Origin of the sequence: Salmonella sp. A7, from assembly GCF_020181675.1 — a bacterium.
GTDB lineage: Bacteria > Pseudomonadota > Gammaproteobacteria > Enterobacterales > Enterobacteriaceae > Salmonella > Salmonella enterica.
On sequence record NZ_CP084001.1, the window covers coordinates 201,609 to 223,128 of the forward strand.

Annotated in this window: 19 protein-coding genes, 1 tRNA gene and 2 other RNA genes; 14 read left to right on the forward strand and 8 right to left on the reverse strand. The window is 54.0% G+C overall.

Going from position 1 to position 21,520, the window contains the following annotated elements; genetic code table 11:
• Positions 1–299: 299 nt before the first annotated feature.
• The 3 genes from cueP to LCS67_RS00945 all read right to left on the reverse strand — a co-directional run bounded on the left by cueP (position 300) and on the right by LCS67_RS00945 (position 1,801).
• The gene (cueP, locus tag LCS67_RS00935; protein ID WP_000047140.1) at positions 300–839 is read right to left on the reverse strand and encodes a copper-binding periplasmic metallochaperone CueP; all 540 of its coding nucleotides are present in this window, start codon (positions 837–839) and stop codon (positions 300–302) included.
• A gap of 171 nt (positions 840–1,010) precedes the next feature.
• Entirely contained in the window at positions 1,011–1,223 is a 213-nt protein-coding gene (gene cspA, locus LCS67_RS00940) for an RNA chaperone/antiterminator CspA (protein ID WP_000014594.1), read from the reverse strand.
• Between the two features lie 287 nt (positions 1,224–1,510).
• Positions 1,511–1,801 (reverse strand): HTH-type transcriptional regulator, encoded by a 291-nt coding sequence (locus tag LCS67_RS00945; protein WP_000455790.1) that lies wholly within the window; start codon positions 1,799–1,801, stop codon positions 1,511–1,513.
• Between the two features lie 438 nt (positions 1,802–2,239).
• Between LCS67_RS00945 and LCS67_RS00950 the strand changes: the two genes are divergently transcribed.
• Positions 2,240–2,950 carry a DUF3053 domain-containing protein gene (locus LCS67_RS00950; RefSeq protein ID WP_000190524.1) on the forward strand — a complete coding sequence of 237 codons (711 nt, stop codon included), beginning with the start codon at positions 2,240–2,242 and terminating at the stop codon, positions 2,948–2,950.
• Positions 2,951–2,999: 49 nt separating this feature from the next.
• Here the strand turns inward: LCS67_RS00950 and ghrB are convergent, their stop codons facing one another.
• Positions 3,000–3,974, reverse strand: a complete 975-nt coding sequence (ghrB, locus tag LCS67_RS00955) for a glyoxylate/hydroxypyruvate reductase GhrB (protein WP_000804678.1) — start codon at positions 3,972–3,974, stop codon at positions 3,000–3,002.
• Positions 3,975–4,203: 229 nt separating this feature from the next.
• Positions 4,204–4,866 (reverse strand): OmpA family lipoprotein, encoded by a 663-nt coding sequence (locus tag LCS67_RS00960; RefSeq protein WP_000747548.1) that lies wholly within the window; start codon positions 4,864–4,866, stop codon positions 4,204–4,206.
• Between the two features lie 152 nt (positions 4,867–5,018).
• Between LCS67_RS00960 and LCS67_RS00965 the strand changes: the two genes are divergently transcribed.
• On the forward strand, positions 5,019–7,352 hold the full coding sequence (locus LCS67_RS00965) for a molybdopterin guanine dinucleotide-containing S/N-oxide reductase (protein WP_000148461.1): 2,334 nt from the start codon (positions 5,019–5,021) through the stop codon (positions 7,350–7,352).
• Here the strand turns inward: LCS67_RS00965 and LCS67_RS00970 are convergent.
• Positions 7,321–7,761 carry an N-acetyltransferase gene (locus LCS67_RS00970; protein ID WP_000619902.1) on the reverse strand — a complete coding sequence of 147 codons (441 nt, stop codon included), beginning with the start codon at positions 7,759–7,761 and terminating at the stop codon, positions 7,321–7,323. The genes LCS67_RS00965 and LCS67_RS00970 overlap by 32 nt on opposite strands.
• A complete protein-coding gene (tag, locus tag LCS67_RS00975) occupies positions 7,739–8,320 on the reverse strand; it encodes a DNA-3-methyladenine glycosylase I (protein ID WP_001188424.1) in 582 nt (193 codons plus the stop codon). The genes LCS67_RS00970 and tag overlap by 23 nt, the downstream gene beginning before the upstream one ends.
• A 156-nt stretch (positions 8,321–8,476) precedes the next feature.
• Between tag and LCS67_RS00980 the strand changes: the two genes are divergently transcribed.
• From LCS67_RS00980 to LCS67_RS01000, 5 genes are all read left to right on the forward strand, one after another.
• Complete coding sequence (locus tag LCS67_RS00980; protein WP_000637073.1) at positions 8,477–9,181, forward strand: autotransporter outer membrane beta-barrel domain-containing protein; 705 nt, start codon at positions 8,477–8,479, stop codon at positions 9,179–9,181.
• Positions 9,182–9,411: 230 nt separating this feature from the next.
• Positions 9,412–11,103 carry a kdo(2)-lipid A phosphoethanolamine 7''-transferase gene (gene eptB, locus LCS67_RS00985; RefSeq protein ID WP_001269248.1) on the forward strand — a complete coding sequence of 564 codons (1,692 nt, stop codon included), beginning with the start codon at positions 9,412–9,414 and terminating at the stop codon, positions 11,101–11,103.
• Between the two features lie 90 nt (positions 11,104–11,193).
• Positions 11,194–11,270 (forward strand) — tRNA-Pro (locus LCS67_RS00990).
• A 34-nt stretch (positions 11,271–11,304) separates the two neighbouring features.
• Positions 11,305–11,438: non-coding RNA, RtT sRNA (locus tag LCS67_RS00995), on the forward strand.
• Between the two features lie 35 nt (positions 11,439–11,473).
• Positions 11,474–11,607, forward strand: a non-coding RNA gene (locus LCS67_RS01000) — RtT sRNA.
• On the opposite strand, the gene LCS67_RS01005 is transcribed toward LCS67_RS01000, so the two are convergent.
• Positions 11,598–12,605 (reverse strand): substrate-binding domain-containing protein, encoded by a 1,008-nt coding sequence (locus LCS67_RS01005; protein WP_031567337.1) that lies wholly within the window; start codon positions 12,603–12,605, stop codon positions 11,598–11,600. The genes LCS67_RS01000 and LCS67_RS01005 overlap by 10 nt on opposite strands.
• Positions 12,606–12,754: 149 nt before the next feature.
• On the opposite strand from LCS67_RS01005, the gene LCS67_RS01010 reads away from it, so the two are divergent.
• The 7 genes from LCS67_RS01010 (at position 12,755) to dppF (ending at position 21,520) form a co-directional block, all read left to right on the forward strand.
• On the forward strand, positions 12,755–13,879 hold the full coding sequence (locus LCS67_RS01010) for an aryl-sulfate sulfotransferase (protein ID WP_031567339.1): 1,125 nt from the start codon (positions 12,755–12,757) through the stop codon (positions 13,877–13,879).
• 57 nt (positions 13,880–13,936) lie between these two features.
• Positions 13,937–15,262, forward strand: coding sequence for a uracil-xanthine permease family protein (locus tag LCS67_RS01015; protein ID WP_001136076.1), 1,326 nt, complete (start codon positions 13,937–13,939; stop codon positions 15,260–15,262).
• Positions 15,263–15,820: 558 nt separating this feature from the next.
• Positions 15,821–17,428 carry a dipeptide ABC transporter periplasmic-binding protein DppA gene (dppA, locus tag LCS67_RS01020; protein ID WP_000028047.1) on the forward strand — a complete coding sequence of 536 codons (1,608 nt, stop codon included), beginning with the start codon at positions 15,821–15,823 and terminating at the stop codon, positions 17,426–17,428.
• A gap of 156 nt (positions 17,429–17,584) precedes the next feature.
• Entirely contained in the window at positions 17,585–18,604 is a 1,020-nt protein-coding gene (gene dppB, locus LCS67_RS01025; RefSeq protein ID WP_000938843.1) for a dipeptide ABC transporter permease DppB, read from the forward strand.
• 9 nt (positions 18,605–18,613) lie between these two features.
• A complete protein-coding gene (gene dppC, locus LCS67_RS01030) occupies positions 18,614–19,516 on the forward strand; it encodes a dipeptide ABC transporter permease DppC (RefSeq protein WP_000084690.1) in 903 nt (300 codons plus the stop codon).
• A gap of 10 nt (positions 19,517–19,526) precedes the next feature.
• Complete coding sequence (dppD, locus tag LCS67_RS01035; RefSeq protein WP_001196509.1) at positions 19,527–20,510, forward strand: dipeptide ABC transporter ATP-binding protein; 984 nt, start codon at positions 19,527–19,529, stop codon at positions 20,508–20,510.
• Positions 20,507–21,520 (forward strand): dipeptide ABC transporter ATP-binding subunit DppF, encoded by a 1,014-nt coding sequence (dppF, locus tag LCS67_RS01040; RefSeq protein ID WP_100521902.1) that lies wholly within the window; start codon positions 20,507–20,509, stop codon positions 21,518–21,520. The genes dppD and dppF overlap by 4 nt, the downstream gene beginning before the upstream one ends.

Sequence of the window (21,520 nt, forward strand, 5' to 3'; positions counted from 1 at the left end):
GAATACGACGAACAAAATATTGATGAGACAGGAATCCGCGTGATGCAAGAAAGCAACGGAATGGATATTCCGATTGCGGACAATGTTATTTAGTTATAGCCAGAAACAAAAAAGAGCCCATGTATTAAATGGACTCTTTCTCTGATGCCTCGGTTAATCTGTCCAGGTTTTTGGGGTCAGTACAAAGTGAGCCCACCTCTGCCATTCTTGTGGCGTTATGCATTCTCAAGGCACCCTGTTAATTTTATCTTGTTGGCGCTTTGTAGGCCCGATAACCCATTATGTTATCGGGCATTTTTTTAACGTAATGGTAATTCCGTCAGACAGGTCTGGCTGTCATCTCTGGTGGCAATGGCATGTGACGCCGTTTTACCGTTGTAGCTTACTTCCAGCGTCCCTTCCATATTGCGCGGTAGCCAAACACCGATAAATCCGTTTCGATAGCTTTGCATCTCTTTTTGTACGATGACAGCGCCTTTACTGTCTGTCACTTTTACAGTGAACGGTTTATTCGGCATTTCTCCCTGACAGCCGGAAAGGCTGTGGTTAAAACAGGGGTGTGTCCGCCATTCATAGGGCGCAAAAGAGAGATAGAATTTGTCGCCTAACGGTAGCGTATAAATCTGCTCTCCGTCAGATAATTTGAGCTCGGTACTGGTAATCGACGCGGAGTAAGGCAAAGGACGGCTCTGCGGCGTCTGATCAATCGTATCCACGATCTGCTCAACCGTTTTTCCCGCCAGCCCATGTTGCGCCAGAAAAGCGGATTCTGCGGATGCCGCAAGCGCGGAGCCGCTGGCGCATAAACCCAAAAGTAATAACCATGATGATTTCGACATAACTTCAATTCCTTGTGAACAATCTCCCTGCCTACTATAGGGGTTCCCCTAAGGGAAAGGTCAAAGGAACGCAGGGTAAAGTAATGCAAAGTTATGCTGGGGGAGAGGGGGAATTGGAATAAAAAAATCCCCGCCATCAGGCAGGGATTCAAAATTCTGAGCTTTTTAAGCTTACAGGCTGGTTACGTTACCAGCTGCCGGGCCTTTAGCGCCGCTTTCGATGGTGAAGGAAACTTTCTGACCTTCGTCCAGAGATTTGTAACCATCGTTCTGAATAGCGGAGAAGTGTACAAACACGTCTTTAGAACCGTCATCAGGAGTAATAAAGCCGAAGCCTTTATCAGCGTTGAACCATTTTACGATACCAGTCATTTTACCGGACATAGTGTATTACCTTTTAAAAAATAAGTGTGCCTTTCGGCGTTATGGCGTGCTTTACAGATTTTTTAAGCGTTAAGGAAATGCGCACTACGAGGGGTATCTAATGGATAACTCTTGAAGGGACTTGCCTTACTAAACTGCTTTAATGGTCTGTACGTCAAACCGTTGAGCACATTAACTCATGTAATGCCGGGCGATGCAACTTTTATTTTACTTTATTTCTCCAGGTCAGGAATCGGGCGGGGAAAACGGTCCTTACGCAGGACCGTTAAAACAGAGAGGGGTAAAAATTACTCCATCAATTGCTTACTTAAGCGTGGGTTCGCCTGTATCAGGCGCATCAATTTGAGCTCTGCTGGCGTGGGTTTTTCGCGTTTCGATTCCCATTCCTGAACCATGGCAACCGTTACGCCCAGCGCTCTGGCGAATTCATCTGTTTTTAGTCCCGTCCCTCTCCGTAACTGTTCAAATTCGGTAAAAGGATTGGGTTTTTGCGTCAGGGTGATCTTTCGCGTTTCATCTTTAAAAACAATTTGTTCCAGGCTGCTCAGCAGCTCAAACATCGGATCTTTATATTCCATTGAGAACTCCTGTAAATCACACAGCGGGATCGTGAAGTGCATCGAAGCCTCTTAAGAATAGTCGGGAAACTTGCGGGTGGGGGGCGACGCGCCGCCAGGAAGCGCTATCGATTCGTTTCGATGCCTTACGCTACGCGACTTTTAGGACGCTAACAATTTGATCCAGGAAGGTATATCCGTCTTTCAGAAAATAATTGTAAAGATTAAAAAAATATTACATCCCCCGCTGGAAAGCTTTCTTGCCGCGTTTTTTGTCGCAGTGTCAGGTTAAAAATTAACAATAAAATAACAAATTAAGCATTGATGCAGATAAACATAATTTTCCGCTACAAGATCGCGTGGAAAGGGTATCCTGCAAGCCTGACCTGGACTATCCTTGTAAGCCGTCAGGCACGCAGGTGTCGTTGTGCGCATTTTTGGGTGAAAGGAGTATTAACAATGGCGACAGGTAAGTCCTGCTCTCGCTGGTTTGCGCCTGTTGTGGCGTTATTAATGGTGTTTAGCCTGAGCGGGTGTTTTGATAAAGAAGGCGATCAGCGCAAAGCGTTTGTCGATTTCCTGCAGAATACAGCAATGCGTAGCGGAGAGCGTTTACCAACGCTGACGGCCGATCAGAAAAAACAGTTTGGTCCGTTTGTGTCTGATTACGCGATACTGTATGGCTACTCGCAGCAGGTAAACCAGGCGATGGATTCCGGTCTGCGCCCGGTGGTCGATAGCGTTAACGCCATCCGCGTTCCGCAGGATTATATGACGCAACGTGAGCCGCTGCGGCAGGCAAATGGTTCGTTAGGCGTGCTGGCGCAACAGTTGCAGAATGCAAAACTGCAGGCTGATGCCGCGCATGGCGCGTTAAAGCAGGCCGATGACCTGAAGCCTGTGTTTGATCAGGTCTACAAAAAAGTAGTCACCGTGCCGGCAGATGCTTTGCAGCCGCTGATCCCGGCGGCGCAGATCTTTACGCAGCAGTTGGTACAAGTGGGCGATTATATTGCGCAACAGGGCGAGCAGGTGAGCTTTGTCGCGAACGGCATTCAGTTCCCGACCTCACAGCAGGCCAGCCAATATAATGCGCTGATTGGGCCGTTGGCCTCGCAGCATCAGGCGTTTAATCAGGCCTGGACGGCGGCGGTAAACGCGACTCAGTGATGACAGTCTGCCCGATAAGCGCAAGCCAGCGCTTATCGGGCCTGTAGCGTTATCCCGCCGCCTGCGGATTGACGCAGTTCTTCTCTATTTTTCCCTGCAGCGCATCAATCAAATTATCCACCGCACAGGCCATCATGTTATAGCGCGTCTCATGCGTTGCCGAGCCAATATGCGGTACCGCGACGACATTAGACATGTTCAGCAAGGGCGAATCCACGGATAGCGGTTCCTGTTCAAAAACATCCAGACCTGCCGCATATATTTCACCGTTTTGCAGCGCGGCAATCAGCGCGTTTTCATCGACCACCGGGCCGCGTCCGGCATTAATAAAAATGGCGGACGATTTCATTCTGGCAAACTGTGTTGCGCCAAACAGATGTCGCGTTTCTGCCGTTAGCGGCAGGATCACGCAGACAAAATCAGCCTCCTGCAACAGCGTATCCAGATCGCAGTAGCGGGCGTTAAAACGGTCTTCCGCCTCCTGATGCCGCCGACGGGCGTGATAGAGAACCGGCATGGTAAACCCAAAGTGCGCTCGCTGCGCCAGCGCCATCCCGATACGCCCCATCCCAACGATACCGAGTGTTTTGTGATGCACATCGACGCCAAACCATGCCGGGCCAATGCTTTCCGTCCATTCACCCGCTTTAACCCGTTCTGCGACGTCCACCACGCGGCGGGCAGTGGCCAGCATCAACGCCATCACCGTATCGGCAACGGTTTCCGTCAAAACGGCAGGCGTGTGCATCAGGACTATTTTGCGGGCAGTAAGGGCGTCCACCTCGACATTATCGTATCCCACCGAGATGGTCGACGCCGCGCGTAGCGCCGGCATTTTTTCCAGCAGCGCGCGGTTAACGGTTTCGCTGGCGCCCAGAAGGCCTTGCGCGCTGGCAAATGCCTGCGCGTGTCGCGCGACCGTTTCCGGATGCAGGTTCGGTACCTGGGTGACGGTAAAATGCGCCTCCAGGCGATGCAGCAAATCATCAGGCAGGGTTTTGTAGAGAATGATGGACGGCTTCATGCGACTCTCCGTAAATCAAAAGGTAAGCGCGGCATGCGCCAACCGGAACAGGCTTATTATTAACCCGTTTAGCCATCATCGACCAGCCAATTTCCCCGCTGTCGGCAGCCGTGTTGTGGTAAATGATGAATGAATACCGAATGATGCGCGATGTATCCGGTTTGGCGAGGGAATGGCGAGGGAGTAATGCAGGCCGGGTAAAGCATACCGCTTTACCCGGTACGGTAGTTTACTGCAATGGACTCAAGGTAATTTCGACGCGGCGGTTTTGCGCCTTACCTTCTGCCGTACTGTTGCTGGCGATCGGATTCGCCGGACCCATTCCGCTGGTACGGATACGGCTGGCGTCGACGCCCTGGGTGATCAGCGAACTGGCGACGGAGTCAGCACGCTGCTGCGACAGACGCATATTCAGATCGTGGCTACCGGTACTGTCGGTGTAGCCCACCACATTGACGGCGGTCTTGGGATACTCTTTCAGCACCATCGCCACGCCGGTCAGCGTGTTAGCGCCTGCCGGTTTCAGCGTCGCGCTGCTGCTGTCGAAGGTGACATTATTCGGCATATTCAGAATGATATTATCGCCGCTTCGCGTCACGCTAACGCCTGTGCCCCGCATTTTGTCACGCAGTTTTGCTTCTTGTACGTCCATGTAGTAACCCACGCCGCCGCCCAGCGCCGCGCCAGCCGCCGCGCCAATCAGCGCGCCTTTACCGCGATCTTTTTTGGAGGAGGAGAGCGCGCCGATGCCTGCGCCGACCAGCGATCCAATACCCGCGCCAATGCCGGATTTACCTGCTTCGCGTTCGCCGGTGTAAGGGTTTGTTGTGCAGCCAGATACTGCCAGGGCGCCGCTCACGATGGCAGCAATCACAAATACACGTTTTTTCATCTTAAATCCTTATCACTTTTTTATTTTTACCACAGCGACCGTGGCGGTTGATTATGACGTCTGCACATGAAGAAAATTCCAGGGAAAACTCTGAAATTTGTAAGTAACATTGATCGGCAAAATAAATAATCCCAATAATTCAGGAGCGAACCTTGACCCACGCACCATCGCGTCACTCGGTATTGACCGCCGCACACTGGGGGCCAGTCCGCGTTGAAACCGACGGAGAACGCATTTTTGCCTCGTATGGCGAACTCCCGACGGCACACCAAAACTCCCTGCAAACCGTTGTGCATGACCAGGTTCACAGTAAAACGCGGGTTCGCTTCCCGATGGTGCGTAAAGGGTTCCTGGCTTCTCCCGATAAGCCGCAAGGCATACGCGGGCAGGATGAGTTTGTTCGCGTAAGTTGGGATGACGCGCTGGATCTGATCCACGCTCAGCACAAACGTATTCGTGAAAGTTATGGACCATCGTCCATCTTCGCCGGCTCCTACGGTTGGCGTTCGAACGGCGTATTGCATAAAGCGGCTACGCTATTGCAGCGTTACATGGCGCTGGCGGGAGGGTATACCGGCCATCTTGGCGATTATTCCACCGGCGCGGCGCAGGCTATCATGCCTTATGTGGTGGGTGGCAACGAGGTTTACCAGCAGCAGACTAGCTGGCCGGTGGTGCTGGAACACAGCGAGGTGGTGGTGCTCTGGAGCGCGAACCCGCTGAATACTCTGAAAATTGCCTGGAATGCCTCGGATGAACAGGGGCTCGACTATTTTGCGGCGTTGCGACAAAGCGGCAAGCGCCTGATCTGCATCGATCCGATGCGATCGGAAAGCGTCGACTTTTTTGGCGATAAGATGGAGTGGATCGCCCCACATATGGGCACCGATGTGGCGTTAATGTTGGGAATCGCCCATACGCTGGTGGAAAACGGTTGGCAGGATGAAGCGTTCCTTGCCCGCTGCACGACGGGTTATGACCGCTTCGCCGACTATCTTTTGGGCACGACCGACGGTACGGCCAAAACAGCGGAATGGGCGGCGGAAATTTGCGGCGTTTCTGCGGTGAAAATTCGTGAACTGGCGGAAATATTTCATCATAACACCACCATGTTGATGGCCGGTTGGGGAATGCAGCGTCAGCAGTTCGGCGAGCAAAAGCACTGGATGATCGTCACGCTGGCCGCAATGCTGGGGCAAATTGGTACGCCTGGCGGCGGGTTTGGTTTTTCTTATCATTTTGCTAACGGCGGAAACCCGACGCGCCGCGCCGCCGTGTTAGCCTCGATGCAGGGAAGCCTCCCTGGCGGGGTCGATGCGGTAGATAAAATACCGGTGGCGCGTATTGTCGAGGCGCTGGAAAACCCCGGTGGGTTTTACCAACACAATGGGATGGATCGCCGCTTCCCGGATATTCGTTTTATCTGGTGGGCGGGTGGCGCGAACTTTACCCATCATCAGGATACCAACCGTCTGATTCGCGCGTGGCAAAAACCGGAACTGGTCGTTATCTCAGAATGTTTCTGGACGGCCGCCGCGAAACACGCGGATATTGTTCTGCCTGCGACCACCAGCTATGAGCGTAACGATTTAACCATGACCGGCGACTATAGCAATCAGCATTTGGCGCCGATGAAGCAGGTCGTGTCGCCCCGGTGGGAGGCGCGGAATGATTTTGACGTTTTTGCTGAACTGAGCGAACGGTGGGAAGCCGGCGGTTACGCTCGGTTCACCGAAGGAAAAAGTGAACTGGCGTGGCTGGAGACTTTCTACAATATTGCCGCCCAGCGTGGCGCCAGCCAGGGGGTGACGCTGCCGCCGTTTGCCGCATTCTGGCAGGCTAACCGTTTACTGGAGATGCCGGAAAATCCCGCCAACGCGCAGTTTGTGCGCTTCGCGGATTTTCGCCGCGATCCTGATAACCATCCGCTAAAAACGGCCAGCGGCAAAATCGAAATCTATTCTGCGCGCATTGCCAGCTATGGTTACGCGGATTGTCCCGGCCATCCGATGTGGCTGGTGCCGGATGAGTGGCACGGGAACGCTGATGCGGGGCAGGTTCAGCTACTTTCCGCGCATCCGGCGCACCGTCTGCATAGCCAGCTTAACTACAGTTCGTTACGGGAGCGGTATGCGGTAGCCGGACGCGAACCGGTGACGATTCATCCGCAGGATGCGACAACGCGTGGAATCGTCGATGGCGATACGGTACGCGTCTGGAATCATCGCGGGCAGGTTCTGGCGGGCGCGGTCGTTACCGACGGAATTCGGCCCGGCGTTATCTGTATTCACGAAGGCGCATGGCCGGACCCTGAACCTACCGCAGGCGGCATATGCAAAAACGGCGCGGTAAACGTCCTGACAAAAGATCTTCCCAGTTCCCGGCTGGGGAACGGTTGTGCGGGCAACACCGCGCTGGTCTGGTTTGAGAAATATACCGGCCCGGCGCTACCGCTTACGGCGTTTGATCCGCCTGCCAACTCATAATCCAGGTGGGGTGGGCGGTATCCTCCTGCCAGGCGCTATCTTCAATACGAAAACCAAGCGCATGGTAGAAGTTTACGGCGGATTGATTTTTCTGGTAAACCTCAAGGCTCAGCAGAGGAAAACGTTGCTGGACATATTCCAGAAGCGCTTTGCCAATGCCGTGTCTTAACGCGTCGGGGGCGACAAATAGCGCCCCGACAAAACGGGCTTCCAGTACGCTGACGAAGCCTTTCAGTTGTCCATTTTCCTCCCATACCCAGGTTTGCGCGGCGGGTAAATAGACGTCGCGTACAATTGCTTCGCTCTCGTGCCAGTAACGTTCTTCGATAAAGGGATGGGCATAAATGGTACTTTTCATCCACAGCGCCAGAATAGACGCCATGTCTTCACTCTGGGATTTGCGAATCATGTTTTTCTCCCGGATGGCAAAAACAGCCGGTAATATGGTCGTTGACCAGTCCGCACGCCTGCATAAAGGAGTAACAGATAGTCGTACCGACAAACTTGAAACCGCGTTTTTTCAATGCCTTAGCAAGCGCATCGGACGCAGGTGTTGAGGTAGGGATCTCACCCAGGCTGGCCGCCTGGGTGATCTGCGGCTGGCCATCAACGAATGACCAGACAAAATCGGCGAAAGACTCGCCGTTTTGCTCCATCGCAAGCCAGGCGCGGGCGTTACTGATAATGGCCTGAATTTTACCGCGATGTCGTATGATGCCCGTGTTCTGCAGCAGGCGTTCAACATCCTCCTCCTGCATAGCTGCGATGCGTACCGGGTTAAACTGATGAAAACAGGCGCGGTAGTTCTCCCTCTTTTTAAGCACGGTGATCCAGGATAAACCGGCCTGTTGACCTTCAAGACAGATCATTTCAAACAGCTTTCTGCTATCGGTTTCCGGTACGCCCCACTCGTTATCATGATAGGCAATATAAAGGGGGTCCTGGCTGACCCAGTCGCAACGCTGCATAGACTTCCTCGTTATTGTGGTTACCGCGAAAATTTCCTTCAACCCGCCTTGACGGGCCCGCTAAAAGGACAATAGTTAATACAGGGCTGATGCCCGACATCCTTCATTCAATGACAATAATATCGCCGAATTCGGCTCTACTCTGGAGTCGCGTTGATGATTGTAAGAAAACGCCGTGGTCGCCGGACATTGCGTTGTCTGGCGGGCCTTATGGCCTGCTCGTTTTTTATCAATACCACGTATGCCTGGCAACAAGAATATATCGCTGAAGCGGCTCCGGGGCATACGACGGAACGCTATACCTGGGACAGCGATCACCAACCGAATTACAACGACATACTGGCCGAACGTATTCAGTCTACGCAAAATACGGTGGGTCCGGTGCTTAGCCTGGCGGATGAAACCCCGCTTGATGCGACCAGCGGTATCAGTATGGGCTGGAATTTTCCGCTTTCCCGACGCGTGACCACTGGGCCGGTCGCGGCGCTGCATTACGACGGTTCGACGTCATCAATGTATAACGAATATGGCGATAGCGCGACGACATTAGCGCTTACCGATCCGTTATGGCACGCCAGCGTCAGTACGTTAGGCTGGCGGGTAAACTCGCAGTTCGGCGATGTCCGTCCCTGGGCGCAAATCAGCTATAACCAACAGTTTGGGGAAAATATCTGGAAAGCGCAGTCCGGGTTGAGTCGTATGACCGCAGGAAATCAGGCGGGAAACTGGTTGGATGTCACCGTAGGCGCGGACGTGTTACTTAACCCGCACATGGCGGCGTATGCGGCGTTTTCCCAGGCGGAAAATAGCGCTACGGATAGCGATTATTTGTATACCCTGGGGGTGAGCGCTCGCTTTTAACGAGATAAACCGCCGCCTGGACTTATTAGAAGTTCATCTAATACCCTGTCTATATATTTACAAAAATATATAGGTCAATCACATTCTCTATAGACACTTTTTGCGCTTCCTGTGGTCTACTTAGCCGCGCTGGTAGACTTTCTCACATCTGCGTTAGCCGCATATTTACCTGTTTGATTAAAAAATCGTTGTACAGGTCGTTTTTATCCCGATTCCCAGGGTTTGTTTGCATGAGATACATTAAATCGATGACGCAGCAGAAACTTAGTTTCTTGCTTGCGCTCTATATCGGTCTGTTTATGAATTGCGCCGTGTTTTACCGCCGTTTCGGCAGTTATGCGCAAGAATTTACCATTTGGAAAGGCCTCTCCGCAGTTGTCGAACTTGGCGCCACGGTGCTGGTCACTTTCTTCTTACTTCGTCTTCTTTCACTGTTTGGCCGACGCGTCTGGCGTGTGCTGGCCACGCTGGTGGTGCTGTTTTCCGCTGGCGCCAGTTATTACATGACCTTCCTGAACGTGGTGATTGGCTACGGCATTATTGCGTCTGTTATGACCACCGATATCGATCTCTCGAAAGAGGTGGTGGGGCTGCACTTCGTATTGTGGCTGATTGCCGTGAGCCTGCTTCCGCTCATCTTTATCTGGAGTAACCACTGTCGCTACACGTTGTTGCGCCAGCTACGTACGCCGGGGCAGCGTTTTCGCAGCGCCGCTGTAGTGGTACTCGCAGGCGTAATGGTGTGGGCGCCTATCCGCCTGCTGGATATACAGCAAAAAAAGGTTGAACGGGCGACAGGTATCGACTTACCCAGCTATGGCGGCGTGGTGGCGAACTCCTATCTGCCTTCAAACTGGTTATCTGCGTTAGGGCTGTATGCCTGGGCGCAGGTAGATGAGTCGTCGGACAATAATTCGTTAATAAACCCGGCCAGGAAATTTACCTATGTTGCGCCGAAGGATGGGGATGACACCTACGTTGTTTTCATTATCGGTGAGACGACCCGTTGGGATCACATGGGGATTTTCGGCTACGAGCGTAATACCACGCCGAAGCTGGCGCAGGAAAAAAATCTGGCGGCGTTCCGCGGCTATTCCTGCGATACCGCGACGAAGCTTTCTTTACGCTGTATGTTTGTACGGGAAGGCGGGGCGGATAATAACCCGCAGCGTACCTTAAAAGAGCAGAATGTGTTTGCCGTTCTCAAACAGCTCGGATTCAGTTCCGATTTGTACGCCATGCAGAGCGAGATGTGGTTCTATAGCAATACCATGGCGGATAATATCTCCTACCGCGAGCAGATCGGCGCCGAGCCGCGTAACCGCGGTAAAACGGTTGATGACATGTTGTTGATTGATGAGATGCAGAACTCGCTTGCCCAGAATCCGGAGGGTAAGCATCTGATTATCTTGCATACTAAGGGGTCGCATTTTAACTATACGCAACGTTATCCGCGCAGCTACGCTCAGTGGAAGCCCGAATGTATTGGGGTCGATAGCGGCTGCACGAAAGCGCAGATGATCAACTCTTACGATAACTCCGTGACCTATGTGGATCACTTTATTACCAGTGTGTTCGATCAGCTACGTGATAAAAAAGCGATTGTGTTCTACGCGGCTGACCACGGCGAGTCGATTAACGAACGCGAACATTTGCACGGTACGCCGCGCAATATGGCGCCGCCGGAGCAATTCCGTGTTCCGATGCTGGTATGGATGTCGGATAAATATCTTGCCAGTCCGCAACATGCGCAGATGTTCGCTCACCTGAAGCAGCAGGCGGAGATCAAAGTGCCGCGTCGTCATGTGGAGCTGTACGATACGATAATGGGTTGCCTGGGGTATACATCGCCGAATGGCGGCATTAACCAGAACAACAACTGGTGCCATATTCCCGATGCGCAGAAAGTCGCCGCGAAGTAGGTTGTCTGCCGACTTTCTCGCCGATTGAATTGTATTTTGCGACTAAGGGATTGACGGGCGTGCGCCTGAGCAGTAAGATGCGCCCGCATTCGGTGATTGGCGCAGCCTGGTAGCGCACTTCGTTCGGGACGAAGGGGTCGGAGGTTCGAATCCTCTATCACCGACCAAATTCAGAAACCCTGCTCAACGAGCAGGGTTTTTTGTATCTGAAGCCTGACGAGGATGAGAACCTCCGGGGGCAAGAGGTTCGACCCGAGCGAAGCGAGAGAACGTTGCGTCAGCAACGGCCCGCAGGGCGAGCCACGCAGTGGCGAGTCATCCTCTATCACCGACCAAATTCAGAAACCCTGCTCAACGAGCAGGGTTTTTTTGTATCTGAAGCCTGACGAGGATGAGAACCTCCGGGGGCAAGAGGTTCGACCCGAGCGAAGCGAGAGAACGTTGCGTCAGCAACGGCCCGCAGGGCGAGCCACGCAGTGGCGAGTCATCCTCTATCACCGGCAGGTTGACGCTCGCACCACCAGTTCAGGCATGATCCCGTCGCTGTGACTGACCTTCTTGCCCGTCAGCAAATCAAATAATAGTGTGATTGCCTGTCGCGCCACCTCATCAAGATGCATATTCACTGCCGTCAGCGGCGGCAGCGATTCGCGCGCGCGGATACCGTCATAGCGGGTAACCACTCGCATTTGTTCAGGTATGGCGATGTCTTGTTCCTGAAAAGCGCGTACCGCGCCGCTGGCAAAGGTGTCGATCAGCACCAGCACGCCGTCAACGTCGGGATGCGCCTGTAATAGCTGCTGCGCGGCCTGGTAGCCGGCATTTTCACCCTCGCTTTCATTGAGAGAGTAGACGACGGGGGCCTGGCGCCCCGCGCACCAGCGCTGGTAAGCCGCTTCGCTCTCCAGAACTGATGTTCGCCGTGTGTTACCGACAAATAACGCATATTTGCTGGCGCCGGAGGCCTCCAGATGCGTTAGCAGAAGCTGTGCTGTTGCCGCCGAGTGCAGCTCAACCCACGGCACAGGCGTGTCGGTGCCCGGCGTGCGGCCAATGGTGACGCAGGGAATGCCCGCTTGCGCCAGAGCCTGGAGCTGCGGGTCGTTCTCCGCCGGCTCAATCAGGATCGCCGCGTCAAAGCTGACGGCATCCAGTGGATTTGCCCCCGGCGGCACCAGAATCAGCGCATGCTGTTTTTCCAGCGCCATCATCGCGGACGTTAACGCCACCTCCATCATAAATCCCAGTCGTGACGCGCCGGAGGCAATTGCCAGCGGCACCGAAGAGAGCAAGGCAATGGTATTGGTTTTGCCGGTTCGCAACTGGCGGGCGCGAATATTCGGCGTGTAGTTGAGCGCAACAATGGCCTCTTCAATACGCCGTCGCGTCTGCGGCTCGACAAAGCGGGTGTTGTGCAAGGCATTGGATACCGTCCCTGGCGACACGCCTGCATGGCGGGCAACATCAATCAACTTTGCGCGTTTTTTATTTTGAACAGCCATCTGCTTCCTGACCTTCGAAAGTTTGCGCACAGGGTAGCATATTTACCAGACGGTAACGTTTGCTTTTTTTCGGTGAGGATCGTAAAAAACTCTTCATTAAAACGTTTTAATGGGGTATTTTGGCGCAAATTTATTCCTCAGGAGGCGATGTGGCACACTTAACTCAGGATTCGACTTTCACCCTTGGACGCCGTCCGGCGGGCCTTATCTACGCTGATAAAGCGAAGAGCTTTGGCGGCTATACGCTTTTTGCGCCGCAAACCGCCGAAGGGCGGGTTTACCTGGTGGACGAGCAGGGCGAAGTCGCGCATCAGTGGCAGCTTCCGGTTCGCGCCGGGCGTGATGCGGTGCTGCTGCCGAACGGTAATCTGGGTTATAACGGCAGCCACCGCACTTCAGCGAACCTCTATCCGGCGTGGGATCTCTGGCACGGCGGCGACTTCTACGAAGTGACGCCGGATAACGAAATCGTCTGGCATTACGAAGATATTTACCATCACCATGATGCGCAATGGTTGGCGAACGGTAATCTGCTGTATACCGCCGCGTCGCAGTTACCTGCCGATATCGCCGCCCGTGTTACCGGCGGCGACCCGCGCCGCGATGCGCCGGACGGCGTGATTCAGAGCGACGTCGTCAAAGAGGTCAATCGCGACGGTGAAGTGGTCTGGGAATGGCGTGCCTGGGAGCATTTGAATCCGGAAGATTTCCCGATTCATGATATTTTCGATCGCCGCCACTGGCCGATGATTAACGGCCTGTCCGTCACCCGTGATGGCCTGGTGCTGATGAGCCTGCGCACTACGTCTGGCGTCATTGCCGTGGATAAAGAGAGCGGGAAGGTTATCTGGCATGCAGGGCCGGAAGTGGTAGCGCAGCAGCACACGCCGGTTGAGATGGAGAACGGGTCGATTCTGGTTTTCGATAACGGCAACCTGCGTCCCGGCGTCACCTCGCCGCATTCCACGGTGCTGGAGTTCGATCCGCAGACCAAAGCGATTACCTGGCAGTATCGCGATATCTTCCCGTCGGCGTTTTTCTCGCCGTATATGGGGAGCGCGCAGCGGCTGGCGAACGGCAACACCTTTATCTGTGAATCGGCGTTTGGCCGCCTGTTTGAAGTCACCCCGGAAGGCGAAACGGTATGGGAATATATCATTCCGTTCTTTAATGAATATCCGGAGCACCTCAGTAAAGGCATTATTCCTGGAAAACAGAACAGCGCCTTCCGTGCGCATCGCTATGCCGCTGATGCCATTAGTTGGTTGAAATAATACAGACCGCCAGCCCGCGCTGGCGGTTATTTTTTTGATGTTTTATGGGAGTTAATCATGCCGCAACCTGGCCTTACTACGCCGGATAACGATGCATTACCCTGGCAAACCACCTTACTTTTGGCGCTTCAGCATGTGCTGGTCGTTGCCGCCACCCCCATTACCTCCGTCTTCCTGATCGCCAAAGCGCTCCACTTTACCGATACGGTGACCGCCTCGGTACTTAGCGCGACCTTTCTGATGTGCGGTCTGGGCGCTATTCTGCAAAGCCTGGGTGTGAAAGGGGTGGGCGCGCGTTTGCCGTTTATTATGGTACCGGGGGGCGCGCCGATTGCGATTTTCGTTGCGATCGCTTTACAGACCAATATCCAGACCGCGATTGGCGCCGTAATTCTGACCTCGCTGTTCTACTTTATCGCGTTGCCGATTTTCCGCCGCTGCCTGCACCATTTTCCCCCCTTTATCATTGGCATCATGCTGCTAATGGTGTCGATTAACCTTATTCGCCTGTACGGCGGGTTGATCATTGGCCAGCCAGGGAGCGCCGACTTCGCTCATCCAACCAGTATCATTTTATCGCTGGGGACTATCCTGATAACGCTGATTTTCGCGCTGGCGTTTAGCGGTATTTTGCGCCAGCTGGCGGTGATGTTCGGCCTTTTAGCGGGAACGTTGCTGGGAATGGCGCTGGGCAGCACCGATTTTAGCGGTGTTGGTCACGGGCCGCTGTTTAGTTTCCCACAGCTTTTGCCGTTCGGCTGGCCGATTTTTGATCTCTCCGCCTCGCTGCCGTTGCTGATTTACGCGGTCATCTCTATGGCTGAAGCAACCGGGCAAACGATTGCGACCGCGGAAATAGTCAATTCTACGCAAAATGTGCAGCAGGCGATTCCACGCACCATTCGTGGTGATGCGGTAATGTCGCTGCTGGGGGGGATTTTTGGCACCTCCTTAATTATCACCTCCGGCGAAAATATTGGGGTGGTACGCACTACTAATGTGAAATCGCGTTTCGTGACTGCGGCTGCCGGAGGGTTGTTAATCCTGATTGCCATATTCGCGCCGCTGGTACGTCTGGCGACCTGTTTGCCAGGTTCGGTGGTGTGCGGTACGGCGGTGATTGTCTTCAGCATTATCGGGGTCATCGGCATTGATATGATTGCGCGTGAGCCACTGCATACGCCGGGTAAAACCTACGCGCTGGCGATGGGGCTGGCCATGGGAATGCTTCCTATACTGGTACCCGGCCTGTATCAGAATTTCCCGGCGGGCGTACAGATGGTCTTTGGCAACGGCATGGCAGCGGGGACGTTGACGGCGATTCTGGTGAACTCGTTGTTTAACTGGAGCGAAAAGCGCACGCAGGCCAGGGTCAAAAGTTAGTTTTTGTGATCGCGGTAGGCCGCACGACGGCCTACTTATTTACAATTTTGTGACATATTCGATGGTGTTTTTCAATGTCCGGATAACTCTTTTTTGCACACGGCTTATGGATAACCTCAGCATTTTCGCCTGTGCGTTTTAGCGTTAGTGGTATTAATCGCTCAGATAATCAACATATCGAAAGAAATTTTTCAATTAATGTCTAATTGTTAATCACTAACTGTTGCAAAATATTAAGTGAATAACTCTGCCTTTCTGCCTATAGCACAAATTTCCCTGCTGAAAATACCCTTCTGAACTTTTTTTAATCTTTGTTTGTTAATTCTCACCGTTGTTGTAAAAGCTGGTTACCTGTATTGACGTTTTGACATTCTATTGACAGATTGTAGGGAATGAGGGGCATTTTATGGAGAATCCGCACTGCAACTCAGTCGATTATGCGAACGGAATCCCCACCTCTCACTACTGACCTGACCAGGTAAAAAACAAAAAAGGCCGGGCGGTAAAAGCCTTTGCAAAGGGCAAAACAACATACATCACAATTATTGGAGCAGAAGAATGAGTATTTCCTTGAAGAAGTCAGGGATGCTGAAGCTTGGTTTGAGCCTGGTGGCCATGACCGTTGCAGCCAGCGTGCAGGCCAAAACCCTGGTTTATTGTTCAGAAGGCTCGCCGGAAGGCTTTAACCCACAGCTCTTTACGTCTGGCACCACCTATGATGCCAGCTCCGTACCTATCTATAACCGTCTGGTTGAATTCAAAACCGGCACCACGGAAGTGATCCCGGGTCTTGCTGAGAAGTGGGATATCAGCGAAGACGGTAAAACCTATACGTTCCACCTACGTAAAGGGGTGAAATGGCAATCCAGCAAGGATTTCAAACCGACGCGCGAGCTGAACGCCGATGATGTCGTGTTCTCTTTTGACCGGCAGAAAAACGAGCAGAACCCGTACCATAAAGTGTCTGGCGGCAGCTATGAATACTTTGAAGGCATGGGGCTGCCGGATCTGATTAGCGAAGTGAAGAAGGTAGACGATCACACGGTGCAGTTTGTGCTGACGCGTCCGGAAGCGCCGTTCCTTGCCGATTTAGCCATGGACTTCGCCTCTATTCTTTCCAAAGAATATGCTGACAACATGCTGAAAGCCGGTACGCCGGAAAAAGTGGATCTGAACCCGGTCGGCACTGGCCCGTTCCAACTGGTGCAATATCAGAAAGATTCCCGCATTCTCTACAAAGCCTTTGACGGCTACTGGGGCACGAAGCCGCAGATTGACCGTCTGGTCTTCTCCATCACGCCTGACGCCTCTGTGCGTTACGCCAAACTGCAGAAGAACGAATGTCAGGTGATGCCGTATCCGAACCCGGCGGATATTGCGCGCATGAAAGAAGATAAAAACATCAACCTGATGGAGCAGGCCGGTCTGAACGTGGGTTATCTCTCCTATAACGTACAGAAAAAACCGCTGGATGACGTCAAAGTTCGCCAGGCGTTGACCTATGCCGTGAATAAAGAGGCCATCATCAAAGCCGTTTATCAGGGCGCGGGCGTTGCGGCGAAAAACCTGATCCCGCCGACAATGTGGGGCTACAACGACGATATTAAAGACTACGGCTACGATCCGGAAAAAGCGAAGGCGCTGCTGAAAGAAGCCGGTCTGGAAAAAGGCTTCACCATCGATCTGTGGGCGATGCCGGTACAGCGTCCCTATAACCCGAATGCGCGTCGTATGGCGGAAATGATCCAGGCGGACTGGGCGAAGATTGGCGTTCAGGCCAAAATTGTCACCTATGAATGGGGCGAATACCTCAAGCGCGCTAAAGATGGCGAGCACCAGACGGTGATGATGGGCTGGACCGGCGATAATGGTGATCCGGATAACTTCTTCGCCACGCTGTTCAGCTGCGATGCCGCCCAGCAAGGCTCCAACTATTCAAAATGGTGCTACAAGCCGTTTGAAGACCTGATTCAGCCTGCGCGTGCGACCGATGACCACAACAAGCGTATTGAACTCTATAAACAGGCCCAGGTCGTGATGCATGACCAGGCGCCAGCGCTGATCATCGCTCACTCCACGGTTTATGAGCCAGTGCGTAAAGAAGTTAAAGGCTATGTGGTTGATCCATTAGGCAAACATCACTTCGAAAACGTCTCTGTCGAATAATTAAAAGAGCGCTGCGCCCCGGTGTTGTGTAGGCCGGATAAGCGCAGCGCCATCCGGCGTAATGCTTTATCCGCGATGCAGTTTGCGTGGGATAAGATTTGTGAGCAATACAGACTCACGGTTCCAGGCCGTGCGTCATGAGAGAGAATTCGGGTTATGTTGCAGTTCATTCTCCGACGTTTGGGACTCGTTATCCCGACGTTTATCGGTATTACCCTTCTCACCTTTGCCTTTGTCCACATGATCCCCGGCGATCCGGTGATGATCATGGCGGGTGAGCGAGGTATTTCCCCTGAGCGCCATGCTCAACTGCTGGCTGAACTCGGTCTTGATAAACCGATGTGGCAGCAGTACCTCCATTATATCTGGGGGGTGATGCATGGCGATTTAGGCATCTCGCTGAAAAGCCGAATCCCTGTGTGGGACGAGTTCGTACCTCGCTTTAAAGCGACGCTGGAACTTGGCGTCTGCGCCATGATTTTTGCCGTCGCCGTGGGAATTCCGGTGGGCGTGCTGGCCGCAGTGAAGCGCGGTTCTATCTTCGATCACACTGCCGTTGGCCTGGCGCTGACCGGTTACTCTATGCCTATCTTCTGGTGGGGCATGATGCTGATCATGCTGGTCTCCGTCCACTGGAACCTGACGCCGGTTTCCGGGCGCGTGAGCGATATGGTGTTCCTTGATGATACCAATCCGTTGACGGGCTTTATGCTGATCGACACCGCTATCTGGGGCGAAGAGGGTAACTTTATTGATGCGCTGGCGCATATGATCCTGCCTGCGATGGTGCTCGGCACAATCCCGCTGGCCGTCATTGTGCGTATGACCCGTTCGTCGATGCTGGAAGTGCTGGGGGAGGATTACATCCGTACCGCACGCGCCAAAGGGTTGACCAGGATGCGCGTCATTATCGTCCATGCTCTGCGTAACGCCATGCTGCCAGTCGTTACCGTGATCGGCCTGCAGGTCGGGACGCTGCTGGCGGGCGCGATTCTGACAGAAACTATCTTCTCGTGGCCCGGTCTGGGGCGCTGGCTGATCGATGCGCTGCAACGCCGCGATTATCCGGTAGTGCAGGGCGGCGTGTTACTGGTAGCGACGATGATTATTCTCGTCAACCTGCTGGTAGACCTGCTGTACGGCGTGGTGAACCCGCGTATTCGGCATAAGAAGTAAGGGGCCATCATGTCACAGGTTACTGAAAATAATGTTAATGCCGCACCGGCGCCCATGACGCCATTGCGGGAGTTCTGGCACTATTTCAAACGCAATAAAGGCGCGGTCGTCGGGCTGGCGTATGTTCTCATCGTGATCCTGATTGCGGTGTTTGCCAACTTTATTGCGCCGTACAACCCGGCAGAGCAGTTCCGCGATGCGCTGCTGGCGCCGCCGGTCTGGCAGGAAGGCGGCAGTTGGGCGCATATTCTGGGAACGGATGATGTTGGTCGCGATGTCCTCTCGCGCCTGATGTATGGCGCGCGTTTGTCACTGCTGGTCGGCTGTCTGGTGGTCGTCCTGTCGCTGGTAATGGGGATTATTCTCGGCCTGGTCGCGGGCTACTTCGGCGGTCTGGTCGATAACATCATCATGCGCGTGGTCGATATTATGCTGGCCCTGCCGAGCCTGCTGCTGGCGCTGGTGCTGGTGGCGATCTTCGGCCCCTCCATCGGCAACGCTGCGCTGGCGTTGACGTTTGTGGCGCTGCCGCACTATGTCCGCTTAACCCGCGCGGCGGTTCTGGTAGAGGTGAACCGCGATTATGTGACTGCCTCCCGCGTGGCGGGCGCAGGCGCAATGCGTCAGATGTTCGTCAATATTTTCCCGAACTGCCTTGCGCCGCTGATTGTTCAGGCATCGCTCGGTTTCTCTAACGCCATTCTCGATATGGCCGCCCTCGGCTTTCTTGGCATGGGCGCACAGCCGCCAACGCCGGAGTGGGGCACCATGCTCTCTGACGTATTGCAGTTCGCGCAAAGCGCCTGGTGGGTCGTGACCTTCCCGGGGCTGGCGATTCTGCTGACGGTACTGGCATTTAACCTGATGGGTGACGGTCTGCGTGACGCGCTCGATCCCAAACTGAAGCAGTAAGAGGTTCGAGATGGCGTTATTAAATGTAGATCAATTATCGGTGCACTTCGGCGACGAAGGGACACCGTTCAAAGCCGTCGACCGCATTAGCTACAGCGTGAAGCAGGGTGAGGTGGTCGGTATTGTCGGCGAGTCTGGTTCCGGCAAATCCGTCAGCTCGCTGGCGATTATGGGGCTTATCGATTACCCAGGCCGCGTGATGGCGGAAAACCTGCTCTTTAACGGACAGGATCTGAAGCGCATTTCCGAGAAGGAACGTCGCAACCTGGTGGGCGCTGAAGTGGCGATGATTTTCCAGGACCCGATGACCAGCCTCAATCCTTGCTATACCGTTGGCTTTCAGATTATGGAAGCCATCAAGGTACACCAGGGCGGGAACAAGAAAACCCGTCGTCAGCGAGCGATTGACCTGTTGAACCAGGTGGGCATTCCCGATCCGGCTTCTCGTCTGGATGTCTATCCGCACCAGCTTTCTGGCGGCATGAGTCAGCGCGTGATGATTGCGATGGCAATAGCCTGTCGACCAAAGCTGTTAATTGCCGATGAACCGACCACGGCGCTGGATGTGACCATTCAGGCGCAAATCATTGAGCTGCTACTGGAGTTGCAGCAAAAAGAGAACATGGCGCTGGTGCTGATTACCCATGACCTGGCGCTGGTGGCGGAAGCGGCGCACAAAATTATCGTCATGTACGCCGGGCAGGTCGTCGAAACAGGCGCTGCGCAGGATATTTTCCGCGCGCCGCGTCATCCGTATACCCAGGCATTGCTACGTGCGTTACCAGAGTTTGCGCAAGATAAAGCGCGTCTGGCGTCGCTGCCGGGCGTGGTGCCGGGGAAATATGACCGACCGACGGGTTGTCTGCTTAACCCGCGCTGCCCCTACGCCACGGACAGATGTCGTGCGGAAGAACCTGCTCTCAACCAACTGGACGATGGACGTCAGTCAAAATGTCATTACCCACTCGATGATGCCGGGAGGCCCACACTATGAGTACGCATGAGGCCACCTTGCAACAGCCGCTGTTGCGGGCTATCGACCTGAAAAAACACTATCCGGTGAAGAAGGGGATCTTTTCTCCGGAACGGCTGGTAAAAGCGCTGGACGGCGTGTCGTTTAATCTCGAACGCGGTAAAACGCTGGCCGTAGTGGGGGAGTCCGGTTGTGGAAAATCCACACTGGGCCGCCTGCTGACGATGATTGAAACGCCAACCGGCGGCGAGCTTTATTACCAGGGGCAGGATCTGCTCAAACACGATCCGCACGCGCAGAAACTGCGGCGGCAGAAAATTCAGATTGTGTTTCAGAACCCCTACGGTTCCCTGAACCCACGCAAGAAAGTGGGGAAAATTCTGGAAGAGCCGTTGCTGATCAATACCAGCCTGAGTAAAGCGCAGCGTCGTGAAAAAGCGCTGGCGATGATGGCGAAGGTGGGGCTGAAAACCGAGCACTACGACCGCTATCCGCATATGTTCTCCGGCGGCCAGCGTCAGCGTATCGCTATCGCCCGCGGTCTGATGCTTGATCCGGACGTAGTGATTGCCGACGAACCGGTCTCCGCGCTCGACGTGTCGGTGCGCGCCCAGGTGCTGAACCTGATGATGGATTTGCAACAGGATATGGGGCTGTCTTATGTCTTTATCTCGCACGACCTGTCGGTGGTGGAACACATCGCCGATGAAGTGATGGTCATGTACTTAGGTCGCTGCGTGGAGAAAGGGACCAAAGAGCAGATTTTTAACAATCCACGTCATCCCTATACCCAGGCGTTGCTCTCCGCCACGCCGCGGCTGAATCCGGACGATCGCCGTGAGCGGATTAAGCTGACCGGCGAGTTGCCAAGTCCGCTGAACCCGCCGCCGGGCTGCGCCTTCAACGCCCGCTGCCGCCGTCGCTTCGGACCCTGTACGCAGTTACAGCCGCAGCTTAAAGAGTACGACGGCCAGTTGGTGGCCTGCTTTGCCGTCGATCAGGATGAAAACCCGCAGAAGCCGCTGAGTTAA